This window comes from Halomonas sp. THAF5a, assembly GCF_009363755.1.
Classification (GTDB): domain Bacteria; phylum Pseudomonadota; class Gammaproteobacteria; order Pseudomonadales; family Halomonadaceae; genus Halomonas.
The window spans coordinates 2,810,326-2,824,564 of sequence record NZ_CP045417.1 but is presented as its reverse complement, the minus strand read 5'-3'; the positions used below and the strand labels follow the sequence as shown (position 1 = coordinate 2,824,564).

16 protein-coding genes are annotated in these 14,239 nt (G+C 67.3%); 13 read left to right on the top strand and 3 right to left on the bottom strand.

The genetic code is table 11. The features are described from left to right. The first annotated feature begins 18 nt into the window (after positions 1 to 18). Both FIU83_RS12845 and FIU83_RS12840 read left to right on the top strand, forming a co-directional pair. Positions 19 to 447: a VOC family protein gene (locus FIU83_RS12845; protein ID WP_152484408.1), complete on the top strand. Its 429-nt coding sequence runs from the start codon at positions 19 to 21 to the stop codon at positions 445 to 447. Between the two features lie 76 nt (positions 448 to 523). After that, positions 524 to 1,219, top strand: coding sequence for a hypothetical protein (locus FIU83_RS12840; RefSeq protein ID WP_152484407.1), 696 nt, complete (start codon positions 524 to 526; stop codon positions 1,217 to 1,219). A 106-nt stretch (positions 1,220 to 1,325) separates the two neighbouring features. On the opposite strand, the gene FIU83_RS12835 is transcribed toward FIU83_RS12840, so the two are convergent. Further along, positions 1,326 to 1,532 (bottom strand): cold-shock protein, encoded by a 207-nt coding sequence (locus FIU83_RS12835; protein WP_152484406.1) that lies wholly within the window; start codon positions 1,530 to 1,532, stop codon positions 1,326 to 1,328. A 307-nt stretch (positions 1,533 to 1,839) separates the two neighbouring features. On the opposite strand from FIU83_RS12835, the gene FIU83_RS12830 reads away from it, so the two are divergent. Further along, entirely contained in the window at positions 1,840 to 2,265 is a 426-nt protein-coding gene (locus tag FIU83_RS12830) for a TM2 domain-containing protein (RefSeq protein WP_152484405.1), read from the top strand. A gap of 72 nt (positions 2,266 to 2,337) precedes the next feature. Next, positions 2,338 to 2,982 carry a LysE family translocator gene (locus tag FIU83_RS12825; RefSeq protein WP_152484404.1) on the top strand — a complete coding sequence of 215 codons (645 nt, stop codon included), beginning with the start codon at positions 2,338 to 2,340 and terminating at the stop codon, positions 2,980 to 2,982. A gap of 73 nt (positions 2,983 to 3,055) precedes the next feature. On the opposite strand, the gene FIU83_RS12820 is transcribed toward FIU83_RS12825, so the two are convergent. Next, the gene (locus FIU83_RS12820) at positions 3,056 to 4,996 is read right to left on the bottom strand and encodes a transglycosylase SLT domain-containing protein (RefSeq protein WP_152484403.1); all 1,941 of its coding nucleotides are present in this window, start codon (positions 4,994 to 4,996) and stop codon (positions 3,056 to 3,058) included. 160 nt (positions 4,997 to 5,156) lie between these two features. On the opposite strand from FIU83_RS12820, the gene FIU83_RS12815 reads away from it, so the two are divergent. The 4 genes from FIU83_RS12815 (at position 5,157) to htpG (ending at position 8,540) form a co-directional block, all read left to right on the top strand. Further along, positions 5,157 to 5,519, top strand: a complete 363-nt coding sequence (locus FIU83_RS12815; RefSeq protein ID WP_152484402.1) for a YkvA family protein — start codon at positions 5,157 to 5,159, stop codon at positions 5,517 to 5,519. Positions 5,520 to 5,564: 45 nt separating this feature from the next. Then, entirely contained in the window at positions 5,565 to 6,074 is a 510-nt protein-coding gene (locus FIU83_RS12810) for a PaaI family thioesterase (protein ID WP_152484401.1), read from the top strand. Beyond that, positions 6,067 to 6,549 carry a PaaI family thioesterase gene (locus tag FIU83_RS12805; protein ID WP_152484400.1) on the top strand — a complete coding sequence of 161 codons (483 nt, stop codon included), beginning with the start codon at positions 6,067 to 6,069 and terminating at the stop codon, positions 6,547 to 6,549. Before FIU83_RS12810 ends, FIU83_RS12805 begins: the two co-directional genes overlap by 8 nt. Before the next feature lie 86 nt (positions 6,550 to 6,635). Beyond that, positions 6,636 to 8,540: a molecular chaperone HtpG gene (gene htpG / locus FIU83_RS12800; RefSeq protein ID WP_152484399.1), complete on the top strand. Its 1,905-nt coding sequence runs from the start codon at positions 6,636 to 6,638 to the stop codon at positions 8,538 to 8,540. 77 nt (positions 8,541 to 8,617) lie between these two features. Here the strand turns inward: htpG and FIU83_RS12795 are convergent, their stop codons facing one another. Next, positions 8,618 to 9,343 carry a GntR family transcriptional regulator gene (locus FIU83_RS12795; protein WP_253939470.1) on the bottom strand — a complete coding sequence of 242 codons (726 nt, stop codon included), beginning with the start codon at positions 9,341 to 9,343 and terminating at the stop codon, positions 8,618 to 8,620. Between the two features lie 219 nt (positions 9,344 to 9,562). On the opposite strand from FIU83_RS12795, the gene FIU83_RS12790 reads away from it, so the two are divergent. The 5 genes from FIU83_RS12790 (at position 9,563) to FIU83_RS12770 (ending at position 14,172) form a co-directional block, all read left to right on the top strand. Then, positions 9,563 to 9,847 (top strand): UxaA family hydrolase, encoded by a 285-nt coding sequence (locus tag FIU83_RS12790; protein WP_152484397.1) that lies wholly within the window; start codon positions 9,563 to 9,565, stop codon positions 9,845 to 9,847. Between the two features lie 2 nt (positions 9,848 to 9,849). Then, positions 9,850 to 11,019: a UxaA family hydrolase gene (locus tag FIU83_RS12785; protein ID WP_152484396.1), complete on the top strand. Its 1,170-nt coding sequence runs from the start codon at positions 9,850 to 9,852 to the stop codon at positions 11,017 to 11,019. A 159-nt stretch (positions 11,020 to 11,178) separates the two neighbouring features. Next, entirely contained in the window at positions 11,179 to 12,144 is a 966-nt protein-coding gene (locus tag FIU83_RS12780) for a tripartite tricarboxylate transporter substrate binding protein (protein ID WP_152484395.1), read from the top strand. A gap of 16 nt (positions 12,145 to 12,160) precedes the next feature. After that, the gene (locus FIU83_RS12775; RefSeq protein ID WP_152484394.1) at positions 12,161 to 13,690 is read left to right on the top strand and encodes a tripartite tricarboxylate transporter permease; all 1,530 of its coding nucleotides are present in this window, start codon (positions 12,161 to 12,163) and stop codon (positions 13,688 to 13,690) included. Then, positions 13,687 to 14,172 carry a tripartite tricarboxylate transporter TctB family protein gene (locus FIU83_RS12770; protein ID WP_152484393.1) on the top strand — a complete coding sequence of 162 codons (486 nt, stop codon included), beginning with the start codon at positions 13,687 to 13,689 and terminating at the stop codon, positions 14,170 to 14,172. Before FIU83_RS12775 ends, FIU83_RS12770 begins: the two co-directional genes overlap by 4 nt. Positions 14,173 to 14,239: the final 67 nt, after the last annotated feature.

Sequence of the window (14,239 nt, the reverse complement as noted above, 5' to 3'; positions counted from 1 at the left end):
TCAGCGGAGGACGTCGCGATGCTCACCCCCTTCCACCTGGCGGTCCAGGTTCGTGATCTCGACGAGGCCCGGCGCTTCTACGGCGACCTGCTGGGCTGTCCCGAGGGCCGCTCCAGCGATACCTGGATCGACTTCAACCTCTATGGCCACCAGTTCGTCTGCCACCTGAATCCGGCACTGGGCGAGCGGGGCCTCGATGATCATCGCAACCCGGTCGACGGCCACGGCGTGCCGGTGCCGCACTTCGGCGTGGTGCTGGAGATGGCCGACTGGGAGGCCTTGGTCGATCGCCTCACCGCCGCGGGCGTGCGCTTCGAGATCGACCCCTACCTGCGCTTTCGCGGCGAGCCGGGTGAGCAGGCCACCATGTTCTTCCGCGACCCCAGCGGCAATGCCCTCGAGTTCAAGGCCTTCCGCGATATCGCCGGCCAGCTGTTCGCCACCTGAGCGCCCCCTCGGCTTGCGGCCGCGAGGGGGCTCTGGTGCAATGGCCCTCTTTTTCGGCAGGAACAGGAGAACGCGCATGAAACCCTGGATGCCGCTGGTCTCGGCACTGGCGCTGGTCGTGGGACTCGCGGGATGCGACGGCGGCGAGTCGCCGGCGTCGGGTCAGGGCGACGGGGCCCAGCCGACGGCGAGCCAGCCGGCGGAGCCGGCGTCAGCGGCGGTCGACTCCTCGCCGTCCGAACCGGTCGCATCCGAACGGGCCAGCGAGGCGCCGGACGCGGCCTCCTCGACCGAGGCGGCGACGGACACCCCGACCGAGGCGGTGAATGAGGCGTCGAGAGGGCAGGGGGAGATCGCCGTGGAGGCCGCCGGCGAGACCGACCCCGCGATGCGCGACGAGGGTCTGCCCGGCGAGACGAGCCGCAGCGATGTCGATGCCATCCTCGAGGAGACCGAGCGGCGCTTCGAGGAGGCCAGTCGACGCATCGACGAGCAGTTCGAGCAGGCGGAGCGCCAGCGGCCCGAGGGCGAGCCCCTCCCCGAGACAGAAGACATGGGCGAGCTTGAGGCGTCCTCCTCGTTACCGGGCGAGGCCTCGAGGGTCTCGGGCGAGCTTGGCAAGGCGGAGGTCGACGCCATTCTCGAGGAGACCGAGCAGCGCTTCGAGGAGGCGAGTCGCGAGATCGAGGCACAGTTTCAGGAGGCCGAGCGCCAGCAGCCGGCCACCTCGTCGGAGCTCGAGCTCGACGCTGGCCGCGACGCGGCACAGTGAGTCACGCTCGCCCGCCGAGCCCACGAAAAAGGCCCACCGGAGGTGGGCCTTTTTCTTCGACGAGGGGGCGGGAGTGCCGCCCCCTCGTCTCCGTGTCAACCGAGGATCAGTCGGTGGCGCGGATGTTGGAGGCCTGGAGGCCTTTCTTGCCCTGAGTCACTTCGAAGGTGACTTTCTGGCCGTCCTGCAGGGACTTGAAGCCTTCAGCCTGAATCTCGGAGAAGTGAGCGAACAGGTCATCACCGCCGTCGTCCGGAGAGATGAAGCCGTAGCCCTTGGTGTCGTTGAACCACTTGACAGTGCCAGTTGCCATTGTCGATTTCCTTAACTAACTAAATAATGGTGCTGGGTCCGGAAGGGGCGACCCCGTCATGGACCCGTATTACGTGGGCAGGACAAGAAGCAAGTGCGCACCGGGTATATCGAAGGAATCGAAGTACAACTGACGACTTTTCTGCTTGCTGACCAACGTAGCGGATAGTGCTACAGCGCCAGGGTTGCGTCAACTGAGTGTCGCAGGGAGACTGGCGCTGCCGCCCGCAAAAAATACTGTAGATGGAAAGCCCGGGAGCGTCCAGCCTCCCTCTCGCCCCCCTTGACCGTAAAGAGACCCTTCATTCATGACCCAACCGCACCTCGCCTCCCGTGATACCCACAGCAAGGTGGTCGGCTACCTGCTGTGGCTGTTCGGCTTCCTCGGCGCCCACCGTTTCTACTATGGCAAGCCGGTCACCGGCACCCTCTGGTTCTTCACCCTGGGGCTGCTCGGTATCGGTTGGCTGATCGACCTCTTCCTGATCCCCTCCATGGACCGCCAGGCCGACCTGCGCTTCCAGGCCGGCCCCACCAACTACACCCTGGCCTGGCTGCTGCTGACCTTCCTCGGGGTGTTCGGCATCCATCGCTTCTACCTCGGCAAGTGGCTGACCGGTCTCCTCTACCTGCTGACCTTCGGCCTCTTCGGGCTTGGCGTGCTCTACGACTTCTGGACCCTCAACGACCAGATCTCGATGCGTCATGCGCGGCGCGGCATCTTCAATGGCTGATCGTCGGATGCCGTTCATGGGGGAGACGGCCGCGCCCTTCGGGGAGAGCGGCGACACGAGGAGGAGGAGGGCATGTTGATCGACGCACAGTTCTGGCCGTTCCTGGTGGCCATCACCCTGCTCAGCATGAGCCCCGGGGTGGATACGCTGCTGGTGATCCGCAACACCGCGCGAGGTGGCTGGCGAGATGGCGTGGCGACCAGCCTGGCCATCTGCTGCGGTCTCTTCGTGCACGCCACCATCTCGGCGCTGGGGATCTCGCTGATCCTCCTGCAGTCGGCCTGGGCCTTCGGCGTGCTCAAGCTGGCGGGGGCCGCCTACCTGGTGTGGCTGGGCGTGGCGAGCCTGCTGGCCGCCCGGCGAGGCCAGGGGCTGCCCCTGGCCGCCGTCGGTACCGAACGGGCGGCGGTGCCGCTGTGGCGGCCGGTCCGCGAGGGGCTGCTCTCCAACGTGCTCAATCCCAAGACGGTGGTCTTCTACATGGCCTTCCTGCCGCAGTTCATCGCCCCGGGGGATCCGGCGCTTGCCAAGTCGCTGTGGCTCGCCGGGGTGCACTTCGTGGTGGCCAACCTGTGGCAGATCGCCATCGTGGCGATGGTTGGCAGCGCCGGCCGCTGGCTCGCCAGCGCGGCCTTCACGCGCTGGCTCAACGGCTTGACCGGGGCCGTGCTGGTCGGCTTCGGCGTCAAGCTGGCGCTGACCCGTCCACCGGCCTGACGCGGATGCCGAAACGCCAGCGGCCCCGGGAACTCCGGGGCCGCTGGCGTTTGGGGGCAGTAGCGACTGGGGCTCAGTTGCTGGCCAGCAGGGAGCGGTCGTAGCGCACCGAGGTCTCCGCGGGGGTCAGCAGCGACACGCCGGCGCTGTCGCCGCCGTTGGCCAGGCTCTCGAAGATCACCCGGTAGGCGAGCACGGCCTGCACATAGTCGCGGGTCTCGCGGAAGGGGATGCTCTCGACGAAGAGGTCGAACGCCTGGGGCGCCTCGCGCAGCCAGCGGTCGACCCGGTGGGGGCCGGCATTGTAGGCCGCCGTGGCGGCCAGGCGGTTGCCCTGGTAGCGGTCGAGCATGTCGCGGATGTAGGTGCTGCCGAGACGAATGTTGACGGCGGGGTCGAGCACGCCGTAGGGCCCCGGGTCGCGGAGGCCGAGCTGGCGGCTGACCTGGGCGGCGGTGCCCGGCATCAGCTGCATCAGCCCGCGGGCCCCGGCCGGTGAGAGCGCCTCGGGGTTGTAGGCGCTCTCGCGCCGGGCGATGCCCATCAGCAGGTAGGGGTCGACGCGGGTCTGCTCGCCCCAGTGCAGGAAGTGTTCGCGATAGGCCTCGGGGAAGCGCCACGCCAGGTCGTCCCATAGCTTGCCGGCGATGGTGGTCTGCACCAGCCGGGCCTGCCAGCCGCGCCGCTGGGCGTAGTCCGCCATCAGCCGGGCCTGTTCCTCGCTGCCGCGGGCCACGGCGGCATACCACTCGCTGGCGGCGAGTCCCGGCTCGCCGATGCGCAAGAGCGCCTCGGTGCGGCGCACGGCCGGCCACTCGGCCACCGCCTGGCGGCTGGCCTCGTCGAACCGGGGACGCGCCTGGTTGAGGGCGTAGGGGCGATCGAGCCGGTCGGCGGCGGCGAAGCCGAAGAAGTTGCGCTCCCCGGCGGCCCGGGCATAGGCCTCGCGGGCCCGGGCGTCCTCGCCCAGCTGCTCCAGGGCCCGCGCCCGCCAGTACTGCCAGCGGCTCTCGCCGCGCTGCTCCGCGTCCATGCGCTCGGTCCAGGCGAGCACGCCCGCCCAGTCGCGCTCCGCCAGCGCCGTCCTGACCCTGAGCTCGAGCAGGTCGCCATCGTTACGCCGGGTCAGCAGCTCGTCGACCCAGCCGAGGTTCTGGTCGATGTCACGTACCAGGGAGTAGAAGGCCAGGTCGTGTTCGATCTCTCGGCGATGGCGCGCCTCGAGGGCGAGGTGGGGGGCGAGCTTGCGCCACGCCTCCAGGGCGGCCTCGGTGTCCGCCCGGGTGAAGCCGTGCATGGCGGCGGCATAGAGGGCGCTGGTGCCGCGGCACTCCGGCCCGAGGCAGGCGGGGGTGCGGGTGACGGCGGCGAAGTCCTGCTCGAGCAGGTCCATGGCCGCGCGGCCGTTCTGCCACTCGCTGCCGAGCATGCGCCCGAGGTAGGCGGCGAGGCCGGTCTCGCCGGCTCGCCAGGCGAGGGTCATGCGCTCCCAGACCGCCGCCTGGTCGATCGCTCCCTGGGCCCGCAGGGTGTCGAAGAGGGTGTCGCAGGCGTCGGGCTGGGAGCGGCCGACCCGCCACAGCGCCAGGCCCCCCTCGGCGGCCGCCTGGGGGTCGGTGCCGAGCTGGGCGGTGTAGTAGTGGCACTGGCGCTCGGTGCCCGACGGCACGCCGTCGGCGACCGCCCGCAGGCTCGCGTAGCGTCCCGCCTCGCCGTACCGCTCGATGGCCTGACCGCGCAGCCACCCTCCCAGCGGGCTGTCGTCGTGGCGCTCGATGAAGGCCAGCACCGTCTCGGGCTCGGCGCCGGGCAGGCGCGCCTTGAGGCGGTGGTAGTCGACGTAGCCGGCCAGCACGTGGTCCTCGATGGCGTGCCGGTCGATCTTCTGCCACTGCTGGCCGCGGGCCGCCTGCAGGGCATCCTGCATGGCGCGATCGCTGCCCTGGGCGAGCAGCGGCAGGCAGCACAGGGCGGCGGCGAGCAGGGACTTGCAGTGACCGAGGGATGGGGGCATGGCGTGACCTCTTGCGGTTCGCGTTCGGCAGCTGGCCATGGTGGCCGATGGCGGCGGCCTTGAGTAGTGTCGCCGTGGCCCGACAGGTGCCGGCTGTCCGGCGCCGCGGGGATCATCTATCGTGTAGCGGGATTCATGGCTGGCGGCAAGGAGAAAGGCGATGGCCAGATTCGGCGGAGGGGGACTGGTGGAGCGGCTGCGGCGACGCTCCCGGGGGCTGGGCCAGATGGGGCGCGCCCTGCGGCTCTTCCTGCCCATGGTTCGAGACGTGCTGACGGGCCGCTATCGGCCGGTGCCCTGGGGCGCCTTCCTGTGGATGCTGGCGGCCCTGGCCTACCTGGTCTCGCCGCTGGACCTGATCCCCGACGTCCTGCTGCTGCTCGGCCTGGTCGACGACGTGGTGATCGTCGGCTGGCTGCTGACCCGGGTCGATCGCTACCTGGCGGGATATCGCGCCTGGCGGGAGGGGGAGGAGGCAACGCCCCCCGGCGAAGGTCGACGCGACGACGAGCGCCTCTCCTGATACGATCGTTTGAATTTTTCCCGACAGGCATCCCCCGAGGTCCGCATGCCCCCCGATCACTCCCCCAGCGACGCCGACTGGCGCCGTGGCCTGGCGCGCTTCGTCGCGGTCATTCCCCACACGCGCGCACTGGGCCTCGAGGTGCTCGAGGCCGGCGCCGAGGGCGTGCGCCTGCGCCTGCCCTGGCACGAGGACCTCACCGGCGACGCCGCACGGGGGCTGGTGCACGGCGGGGTGCTGACCATGCTGCTCGATACCGCCTGCGGCGCGGCGGTGCTGCCGGCGCTGCCGGCGCCGGAGGTCTGTCCGACCCTCGACCTGCGCGTCGATCACTACCGGCCGGGCGTGGCGGGGCAGGCGATCATCGCCGAGGCGCGGGTGGTGCGGGTCACCGCCTCGGTGGTCTTCACCGAGGGCACCCTCTACCAGCAGGCGGGCCCGCTGGCGCGAGGCATCGGCAACTTCGTGCGCCTGGGGCCGCGCAACACCCCGCCGGGCTTCGCCGAGGCGCTGTTCGCCGATTCGCCGATCGACCGGGAGAACGACCATGCGTGACGGCTTCCACGACGCCGAGTGGCTGGCGCGCACCCGCGCCGAGGGCGATGTCCAGGCATGGCTCGCGCTGATCCCCTATGCCCGGCGCATCGGCGTGACGACCCGGCCGGACCCGGAGGGCGAGGGCCTGCTGTTTCGCCTCGATCCCCGCGAGGAGAACGTCGGTAACGTCCTGCTGCCGGCGCTGCATGGCGGGGTGGTGGCCGCCTTCATGGAGACCGCGGCGACCCTGGACCTGATGCTGGCCGCCCGGGAGCCGCGCCTGCCGCGCATCGTCGATCTCTCCATCGACTACTTGCGCACCGCCCGGGTGGTGCCGACCCTGGCCCGCTGCACCCTGCTGCGCGAGGGGCGGCGCCTGGGGAATGTTCAGGTCACGGCCTGGCAGGAGCGCGAGGCGCTGCCGGTGGCCACCGCGCGCCTGCACTTCGTGCTCGGCGAGCCGTCTGCCGATCGGCACGACGGGGGTGCTTGAAAAGCCGATCGGGGGCCCCATATCGACGACAGTCTACACCGGTGGCGTTGCCACCATCGTCATGTCGAAAGAGGGGTCCGAGCCACATGACCACTGCCACCCATGAAGAAACCCTCGGCTTCCAGACCGAGGTCAAGCAGCTGCTGCACCTGATGATCCACTCCCTGTACTCCAACCGGGAGATCTTCCTGCGCGAGCTGATTTCCAACGCCGCCGATGCCTGCGACAAGCTGCGCTACCAGGCGCTGGACAACGACGCGCTCTACGAGGGTGACAGCGAGCTGCGCATCGAGATCGAGCACGACGCCGAGGCGCGCACCGTCACCGTGCGCGACAACGGCATCGGCATGAGCCGCGACGAGGTGATCGAGAACCTCGGCACCATCGCCAGAAGCGGCACCGCGGAGTTCCTCAAGCAGCTCTCCGGCGAGCAGCAGAAGGACGCCCGGCTGATCGGCCAGTTCGGCGTCGGTTTCTACTCCGGCTTCATCGTCGCCGACGAGGTCACCGTGCGCACCCGCAAGGCGGGCGCCGCCAAGGGCGACGGCGTCGAGTGGCGCTCCCGTGGCGAGGGCGAGTTCACCGTCGCCGACGTCGAGCGCGAGACCCACGGCACCGAGATCGTGCTGCACCTCAAGGAGGATGCCGCCGAGTTCGCCGACGATTTCCGCCTGCAGAGCCTGGTGCGCAAGTACTCCGATCATATCGAGGTGCCGGTGCGCATGCCCAAGGTCGAGACCGCCAAGGACGAGGACGGCAACGACATCGAGGGCAGCGAGACCACGACCTGGGAGACCGTCAACGAGGCCACCGCCCTCTGGGTGCGCCCCAAGAGTGAGCTGACCGACGACGAGTACAAGGCCTTCTACAAGCACGTCGCCCACGACTTCAGCGACCCGCTGACCTGGAGCCACAACAAGGTCGAGGGCAAGCTCGAGTACACCAGCCTGCTCTACGTGCCCGGCCGCGCGCCCTTCGATCTCTACGAGCGCGACGGCGCCCGCGGCGTGAAGCTCTACGTGCAGCGCGTCTTCATCATGGACGACGCCGAGCAGTTCCTGCCGCTCTACCTGCGCTTCATCAAGGGCGTGCTGGATACCCGCGACCTGTCGCTGAACGTCTCCCGCGAGCTGCTGCAGCAGGACCCGCAGGTCGAGAAGATCAAGAGCGCGCTGACCAAGCGTTCCCTCGACATGCTCAAGAAGCTGGCCAAGGATCCCGAGGCCTACCAGACCTTCTGGAACACCTTCGGCAGCGTGCTCAAGGAGGGCCCGGCGGAGGACTTCGCCAACCGCGAGAAGATCGCCGGTCTGCTGCGCTTCTCCACCACCCACACCGACAGCGCCACCCAGGACCAGTCGCTGGCCGACGTGGTGTCGCGCATGAAGGAAGGGCAGGAGAAGATCTACTACATCGTCGCCGACGGCTTCAACGCGGCCAAGAACAGCCCGCACCTGGAGATCTTCCGCAAGAAGGGCATCGAGGTCCTGCTGCTCCATGACCGCATCGACGAGTGGCTGATGAGCCACCTCACCGAGTTCGAGGGCAAGGCCTTCGTCGACGTCGCCAAGGGCGATCTCGACCTCGGCGAGATCGAGGACGAGGAGGAGAAGAAGGCCCAGGAGGAGACCGCCAAGGCCAAGGAGGATCTGGTCAAGCGCGTCAAGGAGGCGCTGGGCGACGAGGTCCAGGAGGTCAAGGTGACCCACCGCCTCACCGACTCGCCGGCCTGCGTGGTACTGCCCGAGCACGAGATGGGCTTCCAGATGCGCCGCATCATGGAGGCCGCCGGCCAGGCGATGCCCGAGGTCAAGCCGATCCTCGAGCTCAACCCCGAGCACGCCCTGGTGGCGCGTCTCGAGGGCGTCGAGGGCGAGGGCTTCGAGGACCTGGCGCGCATCCTGCTCGACCAGGCGATCATCGCCGAGGGCGGTCATCTCGACGATCCTGCCGCCTACGTCAAGCGCCTCAACGCCCTGTTGAGCGCCTGACACCTTCCCCGACGACGCCATCCGAGGATGGCGTCATCCCTGACAGCCGGCCGCCCGATGGGGCGGCCGGCTTGCGTTCATAGGTCGTTCCAGTAGCAGTGGCGCCGGGTCTCGCACCGCGAGATCCGGTACTCCAGCGCCTCGCCCTGCAGGCCCCGGGCAACCCGGTGGATTTCCAGCAGCGGCGAGCCCGGCGCCGTGCCCAGGTATGCCTCTTCCTGCGGGCCCGCTGACACGGCGAACAGCCGCTCCTCGGCGTGGGCCACGCTCTGCCCGAAGCGCTGCTGGTAGAGCTGATAGAGGGTGTTGGGCAGCGTCTCGGGTTCGCACTCCAGCGCCGGAAACCGTGCCGCCTCGACCACCAGGTCCTCCAGCAGTGCCGGCTCCTCCTCCAGTTCCCTGATGCGGCGAATGTGCACGACCACGGCCGATGGCTCGAGGTCCAGGATCCTGGCCTCTTCCTCGGTGGCCGGACGACGTTCGCGCAGGAGTACGCGCGAAACCGGAAGGGAGCGCGTGCCGTCGAGGCGAGTCAGGTGGAAGAACTGGAACAGTGAACGATCGCTGTCATGGGTGGCGACCACCGTGCCCTTGCCCTGGTGACGAATCACCACCTGATCACTGGCCAGGGCATCCAGCGCCTTGCGCAGAGTGCCTACGCTGACGCCGTACTCCTTCGACAGGGCGGACTCGCTGGGGATGAAGGTGCCGGGAGGCCAGTCTCCCGAGACGATCCGCGCCAGCAGGGCCTCCTTGATTTGCTGGTAGAGGGGGCGATAGCTCGGTGTCAGCTGCTGTTCCATGTCTCGTGTCCTAGGTTCGGTGCCGCTGGGGTGTTCGCTCCGCTGGAGCGTCATCGGCTGGTGTGATGATAGCAAAAAAACATATAGAGGACTTGACGGTCATCTATCATATATCCTATATATGAGTTGTGGCTTCGCAACGGGCACTTCATCAGGAAGCCTTTGTTCAGGCTTTCATCGAGACAACACCAATAACCTCGCAAGTGGAGAGGAGACATCATGAGTATCGACTTCGTGGTACACGATGCCGACGACAGTGTCGGCGTGGCGGTGGTCGAGGGGATCGAGGCAGGACAGGACCTGACCGGCTGGGTGATGCACCAGGACAAGACGATCACGTTCAAGGTGCTGAACCCTATTCCCATCGGCCACAAGCTGGCGATCCGCGACCTGGAAGAAGGCGACGCTGTCATCAAGTACGGCGTAGACATCGGTCGGGTGGTCAAGCCGATCAACAAGGGTGAGCACCTTCACGTACACAACGTCAAAACCAAGAGGTGGTAAGCATGGAAATCAAGGGTCGCAAGTTCCAGGGGTATCGCCGCGAGAACGGGCGCGTCGGGGTGCGTAACCACGTGATCGTGCTGCCGGTCGACGACATCTCCAATGCCGCTGCCGAGGCCGTCGCGAACAACATCAAGGGGGCCCTGGCCCTGCCGCACCCCTATGGACGCCTGCAGTTTGGCGCCGATCTGGATCTTCACTTTCGTACCCTGATCGGTACCGGCTGCAACCCCAACGTGGCCGCTGTCATCGTCATCGGCATCGAGCCGGGCTGGACCAACAAGGTGGTGGACGGCATCAAGACCACCGGCAAGCCGGTCGAAGGCTTCTGGATCGAGCAGAATGGGGATCACAACACCATCTGCGCCGCCTCCAAGAAGGCCAAGGAGTTCGTCCAGTACGCCAGCGAGCTTCAGCGTGAGGAGTGTGACGTCAGCGAACTCTGGGTCTCCACCAAGTGCGGCGAGTCGGATACCACCTCGGGCTGCGGTGCCAACCCCACCGTGGGCGACGCCTTCGACAAGCTCTACGACGCCGGTTGTACGCTGGTGTTCGGCGAGACGTCCGAGCTGACCGGGGGCGAGCACCTGGTGGCCGAGCGCTGCGCCACCCCGGAGGTGCGCCAGCAGTTTCAGGCGATGTTCGATCGCTACAGCGACATGATCGATCGTCACAAGACCAGCGATCTCTCCGAGTCACAGCCGACCAAGGGCAACATCGAAGGCGGCCTGACCACCATCGAGGAGAAGGCGCTGGGCAACATCCAGAAGATCGGTCATCGCTGCCGTGTCGACGGCGTTCTCGACAAGGCCGAGACCCCGGACAAGCCAGGCCTGTGGTTCATGGATTCCTCGTCGGCCGCTGCCGAGATGGTGACGCTGTGCGCTGCCTCGGGCTATGTGGTGCACTTCTTCCCCACCGGCCAGGGCAACGTGATCGGCAACCCGATCCTGCCGGTGATCAAGATCTGCGCTAACCCGCGGACCGTACGCACCATGAGCGAACACGTGGATGTCGACGTGTCCTCGATCCTCAAGCGCGACATCAACATGCAGGAAGCCGGTGATCAGCTGCTCGAGATGATGCTGCGTACCGCCAACGGCCGGAATACCGCCGCCGAGGCGCTCGGCCATCGCGAGTTCGTGCTGACCCGCCTGTTCGAAAGTGCCTGATCGGTTTCCCGACACCCTCATCCGACCGCTGAGGGTGTCGCCTTCTCACTCGACAAGATGTATGGAGATCGAAATTTCGGCATGACGTCGCCCTCATGAGTCGCCGGCGTCGCACACTCTTAGGCTCTCAAATACAACGACAACACCTGGAGATAAGCCATGCGTATTTCTCTGTCCATTGGCCTGGCGGCAGGCGCGGGGCTGGCATTCGCCTGTGGCCTGACGTCGACCGCCGCAGCCGATGCGTTTCCCGAAAAGGATGTGCAGTACGTGATTCCCTTCGGTCCCGGTGGGGAGTCCGACATCAGCGCTCGCCTGCAGCAGAAATATTTCGAGGAGATTACCGGTGAGCAGCTGGTCGTGCAGTACATGCCCGGGGGGGGCGGCGCCGTGGGCTGGTCCCAGCTCTCCGACATGTCCGCCGATGGTCATACCATCATGGGCTCCAACCTGCCGCATATCATCCTCAAGCCCATGGGCAAGGAGGTCGGTTTCCAGACCGACGACCTCGACAACTTCTATTACTTCCATTATTCCCCGGACGCCATCCTGGTGCGTCAGGACAGCCCCTACGAGACCCTGGACGACCTGATCCAGGCCGCCAACGAGGCACCTGGTGCCGTGACCTTGTCGGGCAGCGGCACCTACAGCGCGAACGACGTGGCCAATACCCGCTTCCAGCAGCTGGCCGACGTGACCACGACCTATATCCCGTTCAAGGGCACCGGCGCCGCGGTGACGGCCCTGCTCGGCGGCCAGGTCCAGGCGGAGTGGGGCTACACCACGGTGGCCGCCAACCATCAGGACAAGGTCCGCATGCTGGCGGTCGCTGCCGAGGAGCGCCACCCCCTGTTCCCCGACGTGCCGACCTTTCAGGAACTCGGCTACGACATGGTGGGCGGTGCCTACCGCGGCATGGCCGTGCCCGAGGGAACGCCCGACGAGGCCCAGCAGAAGCTCGCCGAGATCTTCCAGCAGATCAACGAGACCCCAGGGTTCCGGCAGGAGATGCAGGAGCTTGGTTTCGTCCTGATGGATGTATCGCTGGATGAAATGGATGCGTTCATGGCGGAGCAGCAGCGTGTCTACGAGGCGATCGCACGTGAAGCCGGCCTGATCGACTGACCCGGGGAGGCGTCGCATGGATATGCTGACTTATGCCCTGGGGGCGCTCTCCCCGGATAATCTGGGGCTGGCGCTGCTCGGGGTGGCGGCGGGGATCATCATCGGGGCCCTGCCGGGGCTCTCGGCCACCATGGCCGTCGCCGTGCTGGTCCCGGTGACCTTCGGCATGGCACCGGAATCGGCGCTGATCATGCTGGGGGCCATCTATACGGGGGCCATCTATGGCGGCTCCTATTCCGCCATCCTGGTCAATACGCCAGGAACGCCTTCGGCGATCGCCACGACCTTCGATGGCTATCCCATGGCCAAGCGGGGGGACGGCGACCTCGCCGTCACCCTGTCGACGATCGCCTCGATGGTGGGCGGCATGGTCGGTGTGCTGGCACTGCTGACCCTGGCACCGATGCTGGCCCAGGTGGCCTTGAGTTTCGGTTCCGTGGAGTACTTCTGGCTGGCCATCTTCGGCCTGACGCTGATCTCGGCGCTCTCCGAGGGCTCCACCCTCAAGGGGTTCATGGGCGCTGGCTTCGGGTTGCTTCTCTCGACCGTCGGGGTGGCCGTGGTGGGGGGAGACATCCGCTATACCCTTGGCTCCCAGGTATTGCTGGGCGGCATCGAGACGGTGTCGGCATTGATCGGCCTCTACTGCATTCCCGTGCTCATCGACCTGGTGGCGACGCCCGAGTCTCACCTCAAGGTCGACGAGGAGCAGCGGGGGCTGCGCCTGCGCGAGGGACTGGGACATGCCTGGCTGGGCAAGTTCAACCTCCTGCGTTCGGCCACGGTCGGCACCGGGGTGGCCATCCTGCCCGGGGCGGGCGGTTCCATCGCCAGCCTGGTGTCCTACTCCGAAGCGCGACGCGCCTCTCGGGAGCCCGAGACGTTCGGCAAGGGCAATCCCCAGGGCATTCTGGCCACCGAGGCGGCCAATAACGCCACGGTGGGCGGTGGCTTCATCCCCACCCTGGTGCTGGGGATTCCTGGCACCCCGCCGGATGCGGTCATCCTCGGGGCCTTGATGGTGCAGGGGTTCCGCACGGGGCCGGAGCTCTTCACCACCAACGCCAGCATCACCTACACCTTCGTTGCCGGGCTCTTCCTGGCCACCTGCCTGCTGTTGCCGCTGGGTCTGCTGATCGGCCGCTACGCCTTCAAGTCGATCATCACCATCCCCAAGGCCTTGCTCGTGCCCACCATCGCCTTCATGACGGTGATCGGTACCTACGCCATCCGTAACAGCGTCAGTGACGTCATCATCATGCTGACGCTGGGCGTGGTGGGCTGGCTGCTCAACCGCTACGGCTTCCGGCCGTCGCCTATCGTGCTGGGGCTGATCCTCGGACCGATCGCCGAGCAGGGGTTCGTCCAGGGGTTCCTGATGGGGCGCGCCAGCGGCTCCTATGCCACGACCTTCTTCGGCGGACCGATCTCGATCACGATCATCGCCCTGTCGGTACTCAGCGTCGTCTACCCGCTGATCAAGGAGCGGCGTGACCGGCACCGCGCCCATCACGGCGGGGCTTCCCCCCAGGAGACTTCCTCATGACGACAACGAACCGACAGATCCAGGCCGCCTGTTCGGCCCGGTCAGAGTTCCTGATGCCCCTGCTGTTCGTCGCCTTGAGCGGGGGATGTATCTGGCAGGCCCAGGACATGAGTCCGCTGGGGGCCGTGTTCCCGACCACCATCGCGGGACTGACGCTGCTCGCCGCCCTGATGCGGATCGGACAGCTGGCGCTGCGCGGTGTTCAGCGCAATGACGGCCGGGCCCGGGGCTCCACGCCGCGTCGCGTGATGCTGGTACTGGCCATGGCGGTCTGGGCCCTGATCATGCCCTGGGTCGGCTTCCTGCTGGCGGGGCTGGCGAGTTTTGTCACCCTGATGCTGATCGCCCAGCACGAGTCCTGGTCGGCGCGTCGTCTGATGGGACACCTGGCGACGGGCGTCGTGCTGGTGGGGTGCTTCTATGGGCTCTTCGCGCTGCTGCTGAATGTGCCGCTGCCGGCGGGTAAGTGGTGGATGAGCTGAACCCCCGACGCGGTGACGACAGGAACAACAACCGATGCCGGGTGATCCCCGGCGACAGGAGGAGACA

Excerpts from the sequence above, each read along its gene's own strand:
- FIU83_RS12825 (WP_152484404.1), top strand. The coding sequence starts at position 2,338 with ATGTTGATCGACGCACAGTTCTGGCCGTTCCTGGTGGCCATCACCCTG.
- htpG (WP_152484399.1), top strand. The coding sequence starts at position 6,636 with ATGACCACTGCCACCCATGAAGAAACCCTCGGCTTCCAGACCGAGGTC.
- FIU83_RS12780 (WP_152484395.1), top strand. The coding sequence starts at position 11,179 with ATGCGTATTTCTCTGTCCATTGGCCTGGCGGCAGGCGCGGGGCTGGCA.
- FIU83_RS12845 (WP_152484408.1), top strand. The coding sequence starts at position 19 with ATGCTCACCCCCTTCCACCTGGCGGTCCAGGTTCGTGATCTCGACGAG.
- FIU83_RS12810 (WP_152484401.1), top strand. The coding sequence starts at position 5,565 with ATGCCCCCCGATCACTCCCCCAGCGACGCCGACTGGCGCCGTGGCCTG.
- FIU83_RS12805 (WP_152484400.1), top strand. The coding sequence starts at position 6,067 with ATGCGTGACGGCTTCCACGACGCCGAGTGGCTGGCGCGCACCCGCGCC.
- FIU83_RS12775 (WP_152484394.1), top strand. The coding sequence starts at position 12,161 with ATGGATATGCTGACTTATGCCCTGGGGGCGCTCTCCCCGGATAATCTG.
- FIU83_RS12830 (WP_152484405.1), top strand. The coding sequence starts at position 1,840 with ATGACCCAACCGCACCTCGCCTCCCGTGATACCCACAGCAAGGTGGTC.
- FIU83_RS12790 (WP_152484397.1), top strand. The coding sequence starts at position 9,563 with ATGAGTATCGACTTCGTGGTACACGATGCCGACGACAGTGTCGGCGTG.
- FIU83_RS12770 (WP_152484393.1), top strand. The coding sequence starts at position 13,687 with ATGACGACAACGAACCGACAGATCCAGGCCGCCTGTTCGGCCCGGTCA.
- FIU83_RS12840 (WP_152484407.1), top strand. The coding sequence starts at position 524 with ATGAAACCCTGGATGCCGCTGGTCTCGGCACTGGCGCTGGTCGTGGGA.
- FIU83_RS12820 (WP_152484403.1), bottom strand. The coding sequence starts at position 4,996 with ATGCCCCCATCCCTCGGTCACTGCAAGTCCCTGCTCGCCGCCGCCCTG.
- FIU83_RS12835 (WP_152484406.1), bottom strand. The coding sequence starts at position 1,532 with ATGGCAACTGGCACTGTCAAGTGGTTCAACGACACCAAGGGCTACGGC.
- FIU83_RS12815 (WP_152484402.1), top strand. The coding sequence starts at position 5,157 with ATGGCCAGATTCGGCGGAGGGGGACTGGTGGAGCGGCTGCGGCGACGC.
- FIU83_RS12795 (WP_253939470.1), bottom strand. The coding sequence starts at position 9,343 with ATGGAACAGCAGCTGACACCGAGCTATCGCCCCCTCTACCAGCAAATC.
- FIU83_RS12785 (WP_152484396.1), top strand. The coding sequence starts at position 9,850 with ATGGAAATCAAGGGTCGCAAGTTCCAGGGGTATCGCCGCGAGAACGGG.